The organism is Phormidesmis sp. 146-33, assembly GCF_052939515.1.
In genome coordinates, this window is record NZ_JBJPHU010000055.1 from 13,071 (window position 1) to 30,248 (window position 17,178).

The following is a 17,178-nucleotide window of genomic DNA, read 5'->3' on the forward strand; positions in this document are numbered from 1 at the left end:
TTTAGAGGAACAATGGCAGAAACCCTTTTCTTCAACGCCCTACGAGAAGCCATTGACGAAGAGATGGCGCGTGATTCTAGCGTCCTAGTGATGGGTGAGGATGTGGGTCACTATGGCGGGTCTTATAAGGTCACGAAAGATCTGTACAAAAAATATGGTGATCTGAGGCTGCTGGATACGCCGATCGCCGAAAACAGCTTTACCGGAATGGCGATCGGGGCGGCGATGACAGGTTTGCGTCCGATCATCGAAGGCATGAATATGGGCTTTTTGCTGTTAGCCTTCAACCAGATCGCGAACAATGCTGGAATGCTGCGCTACACATCAGGCGGCAACTTCAAGATTCCGCTGGTGATTCGTGGGCCGGGTGGGGTTGGTCGTCAGTTGGGTGCAGAACATTCGCAGCGTCTAGAAGCTTATTTTCAAGCCGTTCCGGGTCTCAAGATTGTCGCCTGCTCCACGCCCTACAATGCCAAAGGATTGCTCAAAGCTGCGATTCGAGATGACAATCCGGTGCTATTTTTTGAGCATGTGTTGCTTTACAACCTTAAAGAAAATCTGCCGGATGGAGAATACGTGCTGCCGCTCGACAAGGCCGAAGTGGTGCGAAAAGGTGAAGACGTAACGATTTTGACTTATTCTCGGATGCGCTATCACGTTCTGCAAGCCGTCAAGACGCTAGAAAAAGAAGGCTACGACCCAGAAGTGATCGATTTGCTGTCGTTGAAGCCGTTGGACTTTGAAACGATCGGCGCTTCTATTCGCAAAACCCACCGGGTGATCATCGTCGAAGAATGTATGAGAACAGGCGGCATCGGGGCTGAAATTGTGGCTTCGATCAACGATCGCCTCTTTGATGAGTTGGATGCTCCCGTCCTACGTTTGTCGTCTCAAGACATTCCTACTCCCTATAATGGCGCACTGGAGAATCTGACGATCGTTCAACCCCAAGACATCATCAATGCCGTCAAAAAAATGACTGCCGCCAAAGTTTAGTTTTGAGTTTCGCCATTGAAATCATTCGCTTAAGGGTGCAGATTGTGTGCCCTTATTTTTTAGGTGAATTTGATGTGTGAGAATTTTCCATAGAAACTTTTTCTAACCCAATAACTCTACTTGCCCGCCGCATTCAAAGCATCTGTATACAGTTGACCAACCTTCGCCAAATTCGAGATGGGTGACGTACGATTGACGATCGTCATTGCCAACCTGTTTCTTGCAGCCAAGACAAGATTTCCCTCAAAACCTGGCTGTTACCGTTTTGTCCGCGTTATCCTAAAGGCAAGGGTGCGAACACTGAAAGTCACCTCAAATTAAGACATGGCCATGCTGAAACGTCTGTCTCTTTTAGTTGCCCTCTCGATCGTTCCATTGCTGTCAGGACGAGCGATCGCTTCGCCGGATATCGGAGGTGCGCCCGTCAAAGCCATTCCGATACAGCCGTCCTATTCGACAATTTACTCGCAGACCAACTTTATCGATCCGTTTGGGGTGCCTCAGTCGATCGTGATTACTGCGCCAACAGTGGTGCGCGATAGCTTTGGGTTTACGTCTCATCCATCGGTCAATTATCCCCAGACGATTATTGTCACCCCAACCAGTCGTACGACGATCGTCCGTGGCGTTTTGCATCCGATTGTTCCGATCTATCCGATTCGCTCCAATTGCGCCACTTTGAGTTTGGCACTGGCAAGCGGTCGATCGGTCTCCATCAACGCAAGCTGCCAGTAGTTTAGACTTTGACCAAAAGGCTGAAGTGTTAGCTGTCCGTTAAGTAGACGGGCTGAATTAAACATAAAACGCTTTAAGGTTTTGTTCTTTTAGCCACGAATTAGTTCGCCGGGTTTGTTTAGACCTTATGGCCGCGAATTAATCGCTAGGTTTGTTTACCCTTGTAGCCAAACTCAACCCTCAAAACTCATAACTCAAAACTCTAACGCGCTATCATAGCGTTTGTCATAGCAGGTTTGGGTATGGGAAGGCAGCGTTCATTACTTTTGGTGATTTTGGCTCTGGTGATTGCCGCGATTTTTGTCATCGTCAAAGTGCCCGTGCAGTTGGGGTTAGACTTGCAGGGCGGCTCACAGCTTACGATTCAGGTTAAGCCGTCCGAAGAAATTAAAAAAGTCACCTCTCGCGAATTGGAAGCCGTCCAGCGAGTGATTGAGGGACGGATCAATGGATTGGGCGTTTCAGAACCCGTGGTGCAAACGGTGGGCGAAGATCAGATTCTCGTCCAACTCCCCGGCGTGAGCGATCCTCAACAGGCAGAACGAGTCCTCGGCGGCACCGCTCAACTCGACTTTCGAGAACAGAAAAAAGGTACTGAGGCCAGACTGCCGATCGAACAACAACTACGCCAAGAACTGCTTGCCAAACAAACAGAACTGAGAAAATCGGGCGACCAGAAAGCGATCGACGACAATCAGGCAAAAATCAAACAAAGCGACCAAGCCATTTTGAGCCTATTTGAGCCACCTGCCCTCGTGGGTAAAAACCTCAAAGATGCCTACCCCGAAACCACGCCCAACTCGAATACCTGGAGCGTCGGCCTGCGATTTGACGATGATGGCGGTCAGAAATTTGCCCAGTTGACCAAAAATCTGGCAGGCACCGGACGCAGCTTAGGAATCTTCCTCGACAACGGACTGATTAGCGCTCCCAACGTCGGCGTAGAATTCGCTCAAACAGGCATCACAGGCGGCGGTGCAACGATTACCGGACGATTTACGGCTCAAGAAGCCCAAGATTTAGCCGTTCAGCTACGTGGCGGATCACTCCCTCTACCCGTCGAAATCGTCGAGAATCGCACCATTGGCGCAACCTTGGGGAGAGACAGCATTCAAAGCAGCATTTACGCTGGGATTGGTGGATTGTTCCTCGTCCTCGTCTTTATGGTGGTGTATTATCGTCTGCCGGGAGCCATTGCCTCGATCGCGCTCATCATCTATTCCCTCCTCACCTTTGCGGCTTTCAATCTGCTGGGTGTGACGCTGACCCTACCAGGAATCGCCGGATTCATTCTCAGTATCGGGATGGCAGTCGATGCAAACGTGCTGATCTTTGAGCGGACTCGTGAAGAACTGCGCGCCGGGAAGACCTTGTATCGATCAGTCGAAGCGGGCTTTTTCCGCGCCTTTTCCAGCATTCTCGATAGTAATGTCACAACTCTGATCGCCTGCGGAGCGCTTTTTTGGCTGGGTGCCGGACTGGTGAGAGGGTTTGCCCTGACGCTGGCGTTGGGCGTGATGGTGAGTATGTTTACCGCCCTGACCTGTAGCCGCACCCTGCTTCTCTTTGTGCTGGGCATCCAAGGACTCCGTAAACCAGAATTGTTTTGCCCCAACTTACCCACAACCAACAAACCCTCGGCGGAGGCAGCCTCATGAAACTTCAAGTCATCCGTCAACGAGGAATCTGGTGGACGCTTTCTCTAGCGATTATTTTGGCGGGCCTGATCGCGATGGCCATTTCCTGGAATCAGATTGGCACTCCGCTGCGCCCAAGTTTGGATTTTGTCGGAGGAACGCGCCTCCAATTAGAACTCGACTGCACCCAACCTGACAATTGCAGTAAACCGATCGACCTCGATGCCGTGCGAGGCGTTTTAGACGATCAAGGACTGGGAGGTAGCAGCATTCAAGCGGTCGGCCCAGAGCAGCGAATCATCTCCATTCGGACTGCCAATCTCAACGTCGATCAGCGCACCAAACTTCAACAAGCCCTCACCGAAAAGATCGGAGCCTTCAACCCCAAAACGACTCAGATCGATAGCGTCGGCCCGACCCTGGGGAAACAGCTTTTTGAGTCAGGCTTGTTGGCGCTGATTGTCTCCTTTGCAGGCATTGCCCTTTATCTCAGCGTTCGATTTCAGCCAGATTATGCTGTGTTTGCGATCGTCGCGCTCTTACACGATGTGCTGATTACCGTTGGCATCTTCGCCATTTTGGGATTGGTCAGCGGCACTGAAGTCGATAGTTTGTTTATTGTCGCCCTGCTGACGATCGTCGGGTTCTCCGTCAACGATACCGTTGTGATTTATGACCGGGTGAGAGAAACGATCGTCCTCAATCCGGGTCGTCACATTAACGATATTGTCGATGAGGCCGTCAATCAAACCTTGGGACGGTCAATCAACACCACCATGACCACGCTGTTGACGCTGTTTGCGATCTTCTTCTTTGGCGGAGAAACGCTGAAAAACTTCGCCCTGGCTTTGATCATCGGCTTTGTCATGGGTGCCTATTCGAGTATCTTTATTGCCAGCACGCTGCTTGCCTTGTGGAGAGAGAAAACAGGAAAGGCGATCGCTCCGACCACTACACCTGACGCTACTGAGGCTTAGTCATTACAGATATGGATCAGCCAGACCAGTCGGTTTCAGAGATTGAGCTATCCCGCGATCCTGGCTTTGAGGCTGCGGTTCAGAAGCTCCATGAGTTGACGGTTTTGACGAAGTGGCTGCTGGCTTTGGGGCTGTGGGCAACGATCGGGCTTCTCAGCCTGTGGGATTTGCGAGACGTGTTTGCGATTTTGCGGCAATATTTCACCTGGGCAGCGTTGCGGTTGGGTCTGGGTTACCATCTGCTTGCCTCGGTGGGATTGGCGCTCTGCATTGGAGTCACGCTGTCTACCTTGATATGGCAAAGCCGCAACATTCTATTTGGGCTACCCCTCCTCGAACGTCAGCGGCTAGAAAAACAAGTCCTCAAAATTCATCAGCAGGGTAAAAGCCATCCTTTATGGAAGTGGGTTTATCCCCGCCAATGATACAGGTGAGCGGACGAGGGACTTTGGATAAGAAAACTTAAACCCTATGTTTCAAGTCCAAAGCCTTCAGTCCAGCATCCTCCCCATTACCAGAGCGCGCGAACGCCGCCCGACTGTCCGCCACTGGAGTCTCCAGAAGGAGTGGTAGAGTCTTCGCTCGGTGTCGTCGAGTCTGGAGTGGTGGTCGATTCGGGGGTTGTAGTACCTGGAGAACTGGGTGTGGTCGATTCGGGCGTTGTGGTACCTGGAGAACTGGGTGTGGTAGTTGACTCAGGGGTTGTGGTACCTGGGGAACTGGGTGTGGTAGTTGACTCAGGGGTTGTGGTACCTGGAGAACTGGGTGTGGTTGACTCAGGGGTTGTGGTGCCTGGAGAACTGGGAGTCGTCGATTCGCTGGGGCTGGTCGGAACGGTGACATCTCCAGAAGAACCAGGCGTTGTGGTGCCAGGAGTGGTTTCAGTGGTGCCAGGAGTGGTCGGAGAACTGCCCGGTGACTGCTGAATGGTCGGGCCAACATTAGAAGGTTCGGCGGCCGGAGCAGCAGGACGATCGTTAGCCCCCCCCGTCGATTGAGACAGCAGACGATTGTAGGGAGCTTCGTTAAAGATGGTGGGGTTGGGGTTGACTTTGGCCAACGAGGGAGATGAGGAGCGAATGGTCGTTTCGGTCGTCACACTCTCGGTCGCCGGGGTCATCATGCTGGGAGTCGCTTGAGCCAGACGATTGTAGGGGGCTTCGCTAAAGATTTTGGGATTGGGGTTGAGCGGGGAGGCTGCGAAAGAAGGAAGCGCCATCAAGCTAGCTCCGACTACGCCGATCGAGCCAGCCAATTTGACAAGAATACCTTTCTGAGTTCCGTTCATGAGTATCTCCTTACATCTGATGATTTCTGTGCAGACAATCGCACTTTTAGAAGTCCGATCGCTTGCCACGACACCTGACCCTCTGTGATCAGGATCATCGCCACCGTCAGAAGTTTAAGGAGATGTGAAGTTTAGTTGATCTGTCATTAGTTGGATTTTATTTCGTAACGCCTTTGGTATAGCCTCACTTGATCACCTCAACCACTGTCCCCAGACTGACTTTTTGAAAAAGTTCTTCGACATCTTTGTTGTGCATCCGTACGCAGCCGTGGGAGGTGGCTTTTCCAACTGATTGAGGCGTGGGCGTGCCGTGAAAGCCGATCCAGTTTTTGCCGTCTGTCCAAAAGCCAATCCAGCGCCGTCCCAATGGGTTTTCAGGGTCGCCTCCCGGAATCACAAAGCCCTTAAACGGATGTATCCAAGCGGGATTTTTAACCATTTCTCTGACTTTGAAGGTGCCTGTCGGCGTCTCCCAACCAGGACGACCTACGGCGATCGAATAGGTTTTAACTTTGTTGTCTCCTCGAAAGACCGTCACCTGACGCTTACTGAGACGAATTTCTAATCGTACAGGCTGAGTAATGGATCGATCCAGAGAATCGGGAGCCGTGATCGCTTTGGGAAGGGGCGTTGTTGCAACGGTTGCCGAGGGGCTGACCCAGGCAGAAATCGCTAGTAACAGGCTCACGATCCTCACAGATTGATTCATCATCGACTTTGGAAACAAAACTACAAACAAGAGAGAAACAGTTTCTCAGCTATCAGGTCATCTGTCTCTAGTGTGAGAGTACCAAGTTTTGGGCTGTCAGTATCTATCTAACTTTCGACGTAGGTCGATCGAGATGTTCGTAACTTTTGATGAATTTAATTTTGCAGTGGATTATTCTAGGCAATCTTTGTTTCTTAGGAGATTTCCAGGAATATTTTTACCCAAGTTGATCTCTCTGACCCCTCCCAGCCTCACCTTGCTAAGGCTACCGTGTACACACAAGTCGTTGTCGCTTCGTTTCAGTCGGCTTCAGCCCCCTAAATCCCCCAGTCTGGGGGACTTTGACCAAGGAAAGATTTCCAAGTTCAAAGCCATGACGACGGCTCAAAGTCCCCCATTTTTGGGGGATTTAGGGGGCGAAGGCTCTCAGCAATGACAGATCAATCGACTTGTATGTACACGGCAGCTTGCTAAGGGGAGGAGCCGTAGGCGGTGGGGTAACGTAGGTATGTTCTTATTTGAAAATCTCCTTAAGTTTGCGATCGCTCCTATTAAGTTCAGCATAGATTCTACTTCTGGCGGGTAACTCGAAGAAATCTGGTTTTTCGCTTCGTTGACTGCACCTTCTGCCCCCCAAGCTGTCAATTCTAGAGAACTTTCAGACAAAAATTTTTGGTTCAAAGCCTTGTGTGAAGAGGGAATTTAGAAGTCAAGCTAACTCTGTAACTGGAGTGGAGAGATTCATTAAATTCACGTTAGATTCAATTTGTAGGGTAGGAATCAACACATGGACGAACACGCTCACAAAACTCCCCAAGTTGGCGGCGGGATGCCTGTGATTCAATATTGGGCAGAACATACGCTGTCGCCTGATGGTGCCAAAATTTGGAAAACACTCCTCCACAAAAGTGCCTGTCTCTCTTGCGCGTGGGGCACAGGCGGACAAAAAGGCGGATTTGTCAATGAGGATGGAGAAGTGTTGCAGCGGTGCGCCAAAAGTGTCGAAGCGATCGCGTCTGAGCTTCAACCTGCGGCCCACTTTTACGATCGCTCGATCCAAGACCTTCAACAACTGACTTCTGAGCAGGCAAACAATCTGGGTCGGTTGAGCGTGCCGCTCATTCTTAGAGAGGGCAGTTCCCAGTATGAGCGGCTGAGTTGGGATGAGGTGTATGAGATTGCAGAAGCGGCTTTTGGCAAGGCTCCAGAGCGAGTGGCTTCTTACAGTTCGGGGCGATCGTCGAATGAGGCGGCTTTTTTGCTGCAATTGATGATCCGGGCGCTGGGGTCAAACAATCTGGCGGACTGTTCTGATCTGTGTCATGCGGCTTCTACGACCGGACTCAAGCAAATGTTTGGATCGGGTACGTCGATGGTGAGTCTAGACAGTCTCAAACAAGCAGATTGTGTGGTGCTGATTGGGTCGAATGCGCCAGCCAACCATCCTAGACTGATGAATGAATTGATCAAACTGCGCGATCGAGACGGTAAAGTGATTGTCGTCAATCCGATCGTTGAAGTGGGATTGGTGAAATTTGCGTCTCCTGCCTTTCCGATTAAGTCTTTGATTCGAGGTTCAGACATTTCTTCGCTCTATCTTCAACCGATTCCTGGGAGTGATGTTGCTTTATTTATTGGCATTCAAAAATCGTTGATTGAGCAAGGTTTAATTCAATCGGAGTATTTAGAATCCCATACCGACGGTTGGCAAGAAGTGGTGGCCTACGCACAAGCGATCGACTGGGAAACGATCGTTAAGACCTGTGGCGTTTCTCAAGCTGAAATCGTGGCCGCTGCCTCGATCATTGGCGCTGCAAAAGGAGTCGTCTTTGCCTGGGCGATGGGCGCGACGCAGCAAAAAAACGGCGTGGACAACATTTACAGCATTGCCAATACGGCCCTATTGAGTGGAAATGCAGGCAAAGAAGGGGCCGGAACAATGCCAATTCGGGGTCACTCCAACGTGCAGGGCTTTGGGTCGATGGGCGTGACGATTCACCTCAAAAAAGAAATTCAGGAAGCCTTAGAAAAACTGCTAGGAACCTCACTCAGTCGGGTTCAAGGATATGACACTCGCGCCTTGATCGACGCTGCCGATTCTGAAAAAGTCGATACGCTGCTCTGTCTGGGAGGCAATCTCTACGCCGCAAATCCCGACCTCACCCAGGCAAAACGCGCTTTGTCGAACATCGAGACCATTTTCTATGTGGCAACCAAGCCCAACCTGGGACACTTCCACGGATTGGCCAAGAAAAACACGCTGATCCTTCCGGTCTTTGCCCGCTTTGAAAATCCCCATAAGACGACAGCAGAATCAGGCAACAATTTCGTGCGGCTCAACGATGAAGGAGAAAGCCATCTTAAACAGGCCGATCTGATTTCAGAAGTGGAATTGTTGACCGAAATTGCTCATCGGATTCATGGCGACACGCCGATCGACTGGCGCAAACTGCAAGACACAAAATACGTTCGTCAATTGATTGCCCAGACGATTCCTGGCTTTAAAGCGATGGCGACGATCGACAGCACTCAACAAGAATTCACCATTCAGGGACGCATTTTTAACACGCCCAAATTTGCCACGCCTTCGGGCAAAGCCAAGATGTTTGTTACGCCCCTGCCGCACCTGACATTACCGACGGCTCAAGAGTTTGGCGTTTCTGATGCGATTCGCAGTCTCGTGTTGGCGTTGACCACCGGACGCAGCTATTCACAGCACAATACCGTCGTCTACAAACCGGGCGACAGATATCGCGCAATGCCCCACCGCAACTGCATTTTGATGAATCGATCGGATGCCGAAAGCGCAGGATTTACCGAACATCAACGAGTCACAGTACAAGGCGATGCTGGCAAACTAGAGAACGTCGAGATCATTTATGGCACCGTCCGCCCAGGAGCCGCGCTAATGTTTTACCCCGAAGTCAATGTGATTTTTAAGGCGAGCGTAGATGAGCGATCGGGGACGCCTGCTTTTAAGCGAGTTCCTGTTGTTGTTTATTGACTAAAAACTAAGGACTAAGGAGATTTCTAGCAAAGAAGTTACCAACCTTGGGAAGCCCCCTAAATCCCCCACAAGTGAGGGACTTTGAGCTGTCGTCATGGCTTTGAACTTTGGAAATCTTTCCTTTGTCAAAGTCCCCCAGAATGAGGGATTTAGGGGACTGAAGCCGATCGAAACGAAGCGATTCCGGACTTGTGTGTACACGGTAGCCCAATTCTGGGGGACTTTCGCATAAGGTTTTTAATTCACTGTTTAATATTCAAAGTTTCATGTCTAAAGTCTCTTGTCATGCTCCAACATTTAATCTTCGAGGTCTGAAAACTGGGCGCTTAAGCCTACCTTTTGCAGGGCTAATCGAATGGCTTGATTGATAGGAAACCGTTGGGAACCGATCGCGGGATCAATACTTTCCATTCGCGTCGCAAACTCGACAAAACTGGGGGCAGACAATCCTTGGGTAAGCTGTTGTTGAATGTGGGTGAGGGTGAGCGATCGGGTGGCTTTGAGTTCTGTGCAGGCGGCGAGTTGGGGTTTGCCGTGTTTGTCTCTGACGGCTGCGTAGCCAAACAAACGACAGAGGGACGGCCGCCAGAGATAGACTCCACACCGTCCTTTTTGAGAATTTGTAGGGTCAGGTTGATAAAAAATGCAGCGCTGGGGTAAATCGGTTTCTAACTGATCGAGAATCTCTTCTGCTTTGCCTTGTTGAAAGAGCGCGATCGCTAATGGCAACACATCCAATACAGTTGCTTCAACACTGGGACGATCACAACAGCGACCACAGTCAGACGAGCAAGATAACCCAGTCGCTTGCCGAAATTCTTCAGTCTGTTGGTCAATTTGCTCAAACAGAGCCATAACCTGAGTAGAAGTCTGGTTCATAGGGGTGGCGATCGTATTCAAGACACTGGATTTTGGAATTTGGACATTGGACGGAGAAGCACTAATCTTCGGTTTTTAGTCTAATGTCTAATGCCTAATATCTAACGTTTAACGTCTTCACAAAACATTCCCCGATCGGCTACCCCTATTTCTGATCCTAATTGAGCAGAATCGAGAAACAAGAGCGTTGGTTCACTGCTAAAACCATCCGCTAGAGCTTTCAGAATTCATTTCAGGAATCAGATTTATGTTGAAAATTGATGACGTACAAACGATCGAGGGTGTTCAGGTTTATGGGGACGAAGACCCAAATAAGTTTTATCTAGTGCCCGATGTTCCTCGATTTCGGATGAATGATAATGGCCGTCCTTCGTTTAGCTTCTATAAATATCGGATGCCGATCGAGCGGGCTGACCAATCAAAAGGCGGCGGTTTCTTGATTTGTGACGTGGAATTTAGCGTTCCTGAAGAGAAGAAACAACTCATTGTCAAAAAGCTGCAAGAGCAAGTCAATCAACGCTATGTGGGTAGCAACGTTAAACCACCCGAAGTTGAAATTGGCTCAATTACTTACACCAAAGGCACCGCAAAACTTAATATCGAAAGCATTAGCGATAAGTTTGTTGAAACTGTTTTTAACCCCGGTAAACCTTCTCTATATGGACGCAACATCACCCCGTTTACTGTTGAGCTAACCGATCTGGGTGCAACCTTTTTTGAACAAGCCCTGCAAAACAAAGGTGGATTTGTTCAAGTGGTTTACGACTTGTATTGTGCAGTAAAATTACCTCCGATTACGGCTCGTATCTGGTTTGATTCCAGCAAGTTTTCGAGCTTTGTCGAAGATTTTACCAAGAGAGAGCAGTCTCAAGGTGCATTTAGCTCGATCTGGAAATGGTTGTTTGGCGGCTCAAATCGCAACAGAACGACGATCAATAAAACCGTTAGTGAGTATGCTAGTCAGCATCAGTGGGGCGGTGTAGAAATTGACTTTAGAGACTTTAAAGCGACGGAAGATGTCAAGCAAAAGATTCGTGATTGGGCGATGAATACGCTGGCAGAAGCGATCAAAGCCTCCAACGAAGACAAGCTACAACCGTTCACCGAAGAACAAAAGAAAGTGCCTGACAATCTAACAGACTTTCATCTTCGTCTGAGTCAATACAAGTTTAACAATGTCAATCAACGCTACAAAGAAAGTCAGGCAGTTGAATGGAACATGGCTCCTCAAGGGATGCTAGAACCGATCACAACGCTGTTGGATAAAGATGGTCAACCCTTGAAGTGGTCAGACTATGCCACGATCGTTGATCTCGATGATCCCTTCTTTAAGACATTAGAAGTTCCGATTCGGGTCAATGCTGACTTCAAAGATCTGCCGTTGGATAGTGTAGAAGTTCACCTTGACTACAAAGAAGGCAGCGTTCATCAGATTCAGGAATTTAGCTTTAACAGTCCCGACAAGTTAGAGAAGTTCAAGTCTTTCATTGAAAATGCCAAATGGGACTACAAGTATTGGTATCAAGTTAACTACAAAAACGAGAGCCGTGCTTACAAGTCTCAAGAGATTCCGACCGATGAAAAGTTCTTGACTATTAACGTGGGTGAAACGGGGATCTTAGCGATCGACGTTCTCCCCGGTGATATCAACTGGAGTCAAGTCAGTCAAGTGCAAGTGAAGATCAACTATGACGCTTCTGAAGGCGATGTGGGACAGATCGAACGCGCCTATCTACTCGACAAAACCAGCCCAAAAGCAACGCTCAGAGAAGTGGTTTTTGCACCCGTCAAACAACCTTACAAGTACATTGTTAAGTACTTTATGGCGGATGGTAAAGAGTACCAGGTGACAGAAGCATCTTCACGCTCTCCGCAACTCTATTTAAATGATCCGTTTAATGCAACCAAGACGGTGAGTTTGCGTGCAGCAGGTGACTTGGATAAAGACATTCAAACCATTTTTGTGGATGTGAAATATGTTGATGAATTAAATCATTACACCAAGAACACCACTGCGGCATTGAGCAAATCACAGCCGTTCTTTGATTGGGAGTTTCCGGCGATCGATGAAAAGATCGGCAAAATCACTTACAAAGGTACAGTTCAACTCAAAAACGGCCAGCTTGAAGAGATTCCAGAAGCCACCACTGAAGACCTGACCATCATGGTCGGCAGAAAGATCGAAGACTCGCTAGATGTCAAAGTGGTGCCTGTTGGAATTGACTTTAACAAGGTGGCGTTAGTGATTGTGTCACTGAGTTATGAAGACAAAGTGCATGACATTGTAGAACGCTACGATATGACGTTTGATAGCACTGCAAAAACGCCGCAAACCTGGTCTGTTGCACTCAAAGACAAACATTCAAACAAGTACACCTGGAATGCTGTCTTTTATATGAATGATGGCACCGAACGCAAGGCGAATGTAACTCCTCAGCTTACAGATTCGCTAACGCTGGCGCTACGGATACCTGTCTGAGTCTAGGTTGTCAGTTCGATGAAGTTCTTCGCTTCGCTGTCCTTCTGCCCCCCAACCCCCCAATTCTGGGGGACTTTAAAACAAGTGTTCTAGCTCAAAGTCCCTCACTTGGGGGGGATTTAGTTTGCTCTCCTGGATTTGCGACCGTAGCCGTAAGATTCATCAAATTCTACTTGTCCCTTGCTCTCAAATTCGTTGCAATTTCAATTCAAATTGTTTTTGACTTTATTGATCATCCCCAAAAAGCAATGCTATATCTCAACCCTCCGTTTCATATTATTGAAGGCGTTTCGCTGTTTTCGGATCATGCCGATCCGTTGCAGTATTATTATTTGCCGATGATGCCTAAGTTGACGACGATCGCGGATTCGGTCACAGGGCAAAAGATTCCCCAGATTCAATTAGTTAAATATCGCGGCAAAGCGGGGAATGGTGGATTTCTCAATTTTGATGTCAACATTGGCGTTGAAGAAGCCACTTTAGAAAAGATTCGCGGCAAATTACGGCAGATGGCCGGGCTAAATCAAGCGCCCCGACTGGCTCCCGTTCCGCTGGTCGATGGCACTGTTCGGTTGCTCTTGTTTGGCAAACAGACGGGCGATACGGCGGCTCCCAACAGCACGACACCTCAGTTTGTTCTCAAAATCGACCAGGCGGCAAAACCTTCGCTCTATGGAGACAATCAAGCGGCATTCTCGGTGGCGTTGGATCAGTATGGCGTAACGGTTATGGAGAAAGCACTTCAGGGAGAAATGTCGCCGATCGGAATTGTGTATTCTCTCGATTATTTAGCGTTGCGTCCAGCGTATTCAGTGCGTCTCAAAGTGGATTGGGATCGGGTGCAAAAACATCTCGATGAGCATTTTGGCATTGATGCAATTTTTGTTTCGGTTGACATTGACAAAGCTGTTGACGAATTGGTTGAAAAACGAGCGATCGTGCTCGAAGCAGACACCTTTATTCCTGAAGGCGAAGACGAGAGTGCGGTTTTGGGACGACGTGATCAAGCGGTCAACGAAGTGCGAGAAATGATTTTGGATGCGTTCTTTAAACCCAGCATTGATCCTGTGAAGGAAGAAGAAGACGGGTGGGATAAGGCGGCCAACTTTGCCGATCGCGTGTCTCGTTTGGGGGTTCAGGGTGGCTTTTCTTATAAAAAGACGGACTATACGAGGATCGATCGCAAGTCGCTTGACGTGAATATTAGCGAGCGCACTACCGTTAAACGCAGTATCTATCCGCAGGGACATTTGAGCGGTCTGTCTCGCGTGATCACCCAGCAGGGTCTGGATCCCAGCAGATTTGTTCTCTCGGTGGATCTGGATGATCCGTGGTTTGAACGGCGCAAATTGGCTGTGATTTCTCGCGCTAATTTTGAAGAGGATTCGATTAGCTCGATCAATGTGCGATTAAACTATGGCAACACTCCTACGAATGTCTTATTAGAATCGAGTAACGCTAAAACGCAAGTTGAATGGGCAAGTATTGTCACAGATAATACAATGCGACGTGACATCGAAGCTCAATACACCGTTACCTTTAAAGGAATCGATGGGAGTGAACGTCCTATCTCAGTCAAGTCAGTCCCGGAAGTCTTTGACGGCGACAACTTTGAGATCAATCCCCGCGAGTTTTATAGCATTGTGCATGTGCCGATCGTCGCCTTGAGTTTCCCGTGGGATCGCTATCCGCAGGTCGAAGTTCAACTCAAGTACACCGACGAGCAAAACGGCATTCGCATGGATGACACGCTGCTATTAGATCAAGCGCACAGTGATCAAACCTGGAAAATGTTTGTTCGCGATCTCAGACAGACGAAGTTTCAGTATAAGCTTATTTATCGCGCCGCTGATAACCGCGACGTTGTAACTATCTTTAACGACAACGATGACGAGCGTATTACCATTCGCGATCCTCGCCCCAATAAGCGATCGCTGACCGTCGTTTCTAATTTAGATTGGAATTTAGTCGAACGAGCATTCGTTGATCTAATTTACGACGATTCCAAAAATGATGTTTATGCAGAACAATCGTTTGAGTTTAGCAAAGATGACAGTGCATCCAAAAGTTTGAAGGTTGATTTAGTCAATCCCGATTACCGGAAGGTTGCATATCAGGTGACGCTGCTGTTCAAAGGTGGACGAATGTTGGAAGTGCCGCCGTCTGTGACCAACGATCGCCGGATCATTCTTCGCAGCGATATGCGCGGCCATCGTATTGTGACTGTCCAACCCAAAAAAGTCGATTTCGCCAGCAAACGCCTCTATGAAATGCAAGTCGAACTCCGCTATGAAGACGAAGACGCAGGCTTAAGTTTTTCTGACCTGTTTAGCTTCCAGTCAATCAACGACGCTTCGACCTTTGAATTCGATTATGCCGACAACCAAAAATCGACCTACGAATACCGCATCACCTACCGCCACTTAAACGGACTATCTCGATCGACCGACTGGACTTCAGCCTCCTCCGACACCCTAATGCTACCCGTCGCCTAAAAGCATTTCATCCCTCATCTCTCATCTCTCATCCCTCGTTCCTCGTTCCTCATCCCTCGTTCCTCATCCCCCGTTCCCCATGCTATTACTCGGAAACAAAACCCTCACGATCGACCACACAACGGTCTTTGCTGACCACGCCGACCCCAACCAATTCTGGTATCTGCCTCGCCCCGTCAAATTTGCCCGCAGAGGGGCTGACAAGCAGGTTTCCTTCACTTTCATCAAGTACAAGCCTGCGGCAGTGTCAGGAGGGGTCAAGGGCGGCGGATTTTTGATGTTTGATGTGGACTTGCAATTAGATCCCAAACTAGAGCAGCGAATTTTGTCCAAATTGAGTGGGATTGCGCCCGATCGCCCCAAGTTGTCGGCGGTGCCATTTGACGAGGGGACGGTGCAGTGTATCGCGCTCAATCTACAAGGCTCAGGGGGCACTACTGCGTCAGCAAGTCAGCCGGGAACCTTTAACGCGGTTGAAAAAATTCTCGGTGCGACGGTGCCTTCTTTGGATGCGACGAATACGGCAACCTTTAGTCTCACGCTCAGTCAAGAAGGCGCAATTATTTTAGAGAAAGCCTTTGAGCGAGGAACTACCCCCGTTGGCGTTCTCTATGATCTGAAATATACGGGAATGCGGCCGGCTTTGGATGTCAAAATTACAGCAGACATGAAGCGGGTTTACAATCACTTTAGCGCCAGTCTGAGTGGACAATATTACTTCTTTAAGTTGGGCATTGAGGCAGGATTTGAGAAACTGGTACAAGACGGTGCGATTAAGATTGAGGTAGTGAACTATTCGAGTGCCGACGATCGTGCCGAAAAAGAGAAATGGGCCCTCGACTTTTTCAAAGAAAACTTACTCAAGGACTGGTTTGAGCCAACCCTGACTCCAGGCGAGTTTGCGGGAGGTCGAGTCACAATACCAGAAACGCCAACGCCTTCACCAGGAAACTCATCTGGAAGTGGAAATTCTAACGGCGGTGCAACGCCTAGCCCAACGCCTGATACCCCATCGTCTGAGAATCTTGTATCTGGTGTAGCCTCCGCAATTAGAAATGTGGTCGCAACTCGGTTAGACACACCGAATCCATCCACGACTCGCCAACCTGCAACGCTAGAGATTCTCAGCCGAGATCCCAATCCGCTACCAGATGGTTATGGAATCGAACACACGCCCTCTCCTTCAGGAACATCAGAAACGATTACAGTTCGTGGGAATAATCCAACAGTACGAGTAAATGGTGAAGTGCGATCGCTTAACGCCAGCAATCAACTGACTGTGAATGTAAACGACAATGCCAGCGCTGACATCACAGTAGACTATCCTCAGACCACTACAGACGAAACATTTCACTTATTTTTTGAATACGAAAAGCCACGGGAAGCCGGATGGTCTACGACATCGAGAGCCTATACTGGATATCTGAACAATTCACCGAATCCGACAGACGTTGAGTTCTCGAATACCACTTCTCGGCAAGGTATCACCGACACGCCTGGGAAACATCTTTCGGGTGATGGCAATCAGCTACGAGCCTGGGTTCAGCGTCTGGCAGTGCCCAAAGATGTAACGATCGAAGCCCACGCCAGCTACGAAAATGACGACTCCCCCACCAAACAACAATACAATCGCAAACTCTCGCAACGGCGGCGACAAGTGGCGATCGGCATTGTGTCTCCTCTGGTGACGAGCATTAGTGGCGATCCGGTGGGTAAAGGACATGTACGATCGCGAGATGCCGTGCCTCAACGGATTGGCGATTTTCGAGACAGAGTGGCCGAAATCACCGGAAAAGTCATTGCCAGTCAGACTGCGACGATTCGAGCCAAACTTTCTCGTCCCGCAGCGATTACCCCAAACATACCCACGCCCACGCCCACTACACCAACCCCTACGCCCACTACACCAACCCCTACGCCTACTACACCAACCCCTACGCCTACTACACCAACCCCTACGCCTACTACACCAACCC

The 17,178-nt window shown here is 49.2% G+C and carries 12 protein-coding genes; 9 read left to right on the plus strand and 3 right to left on the minus strand.

All coding sequences use genetic code 11. The annotated features are described in order from the left end of the window. Positions 1-12 precede the first annotated feature (12 nt). From ACJ2PR_RS20605 to ACJ2PR_RS20625, 5 genes are all read left to right on the plus strand, one after another. Complete coding sequence (locus ACJ2PR_RS20605; RefSeq protein WP_446878365.1) at positions 13-996, plus strand: pyruvate dehydrogenase complex E1 component subunit beta; 984 nt, start codon at positions 13-15, stop codon at positions 994-996. Between the two features lie 330 nt (positions 997-1,326). Beyond that, positions 1,327-1,731 (plus strand): hypothetical protein, encoded by a 405-nt coding sequence (locus ACJ2PR_RS20610; RefSeq protein WP_446866813.1) that lies wholly within the window; start codon positions 1,327-1,329, stop codon positions 1,729-1,731. A 242-nt stretch (positions 1,732-1,973) separates the two neighbouring features. Continuing rightward, positions 1,974-3,389: a protein translocase subunit SecD gene (gene secD / locus ACJ2PR_RS20615; protein WP_446866812.1), complete on the plus strand. Its 1,416-nt coding sequence runs from the start codon at positions 1,974-1,976 to the stop codon at positions 3,387-3,389. Continuing rightward, positions 3,386-4,345 carry a protein translocase subunit SecF gene (gene secF / locus ACJ2PR_RS20620; RefSeq protein ID WP_446866811.1) on the plus strand — a complete coding sequence of 320 codons (960 nt, stop codon included), beginning with the start codon at positions 3,386-3,388 and terminating at the stop codon, positions 4,343-4,345. The genes secD and secF overlap by 4 nt, the downstream gene beginning before the upstream one ends. 11 nt (positions 4,346-4,356) lie before the next feature. After that, positions 4,357-4,770, plus strand: coding sequence for a hypothetical protein (locus ACJ2PR_RS20625; RefSeq protein WP_446866810.1), 414 nt, complete (start codon positions 4,357-4,359; stop codon positions 4,768-4,770). Between the two features lie 86 nt (positions 4,771-4,856). On the opposite strand, the gene ACJ2PR_RS20630 is transcribed toward ACJ2PR_RS20625, so the two are convergent. Next, complete coding sequence (locus tag ACJ2PR_RS20630; RefSeq protein ID WP_446878366.1) at positions 4,857-5,633, minus strand: hypothetical protein; 777 nt, start codon at positions 5,631-5,633, stop codon at positions 4,857-4,859. A 184-nt stretch (positions 5,634-5,817) separates the two neighbouring features. Beyond that, positions 5,818-6,321, minus strand: coding sequence for a L,D-transpeptidase (locus tag ACJ2PR_RS20635; RefSeq protein WP_446866808.1), 504 nt, complete (start codon positions 6,319-6,321; stop codon positions 5,818-5,820). Between the two features lie 808 nt (positions 6,322-7,129). Between ACJ2PR_RS20635 and ACJ2PR_RS20640 the strand changes: the two genes are divergently transcribed. Continuing rightward, positions 7,130-9,346: an FdhF/YdeP family oxidoreductase gene (locus ACJ2PR_RS20640; protein ID WP_446878367.1), complete on the plus strand. Its 2,217-nt coding sequence runs from the start codon at positions 7,130-7,132 to the stop codon at positions 9,344-9,346. A 300-nt stretch (positions 9,347-9,646) separates the two neighbouring features. Here the strand turns inward: ACJ2PR_RS20640 and ACJ2PR_RS20645 are convergent, their stop codons facing one another. Further along, on the minus strand, positions 9,647-10,228 hold the full coding sequence (locus tag ACJ2PR_RS20645) for a YkgJ family cysteine cluster protein (protein ID WP_446878368.1): 582 nt from the start codon (positions 10,226-10,228) through the stop codon (positions 9,647-9,649). A 247-nt stretch (positions 10,229-10,475) separates the two neighbouring features. On the opposite strand from ACJ2PR_RS20645, the gene ACJ2PR_RS20650 reads away from it, so the two are divergent. The 3 genes from ACJ2PR_RS20650 to ACJ2PR_RS20660 all read left to right on the plus strand — a co-directional run. Beyond that, a complete protein-coding gene (locus ACJ2PR_RS20650) occupies positions 10,476-12,707 on the plus strand; it encodes a hypothetical protein (protein ID WP_446878369.1) in 2,232 nt (743 codons plus the stop codon). Between the two features lie 248 nt (positions 12,708-12,955). Beyond that, a complete protein-coding gene (locus ACJ2PR_RS20655; protein ID WP_446878370.1) occupies positions 12,956-15,202 on the plus strand; it encodes a hypothetical protein in 2,247 nt (748 codons plus the stop codon). 79 nt (positions 15,203-15,281) lie between these two features. Next, a partial coding sequence (locus ACJ2PR_RS20660) for a hypothetical protein (RefSeq protein WP_446878371.1) occupies positions 15,282-17,178 on the plus strand: 1,897 nt, incomplete at its 3' end.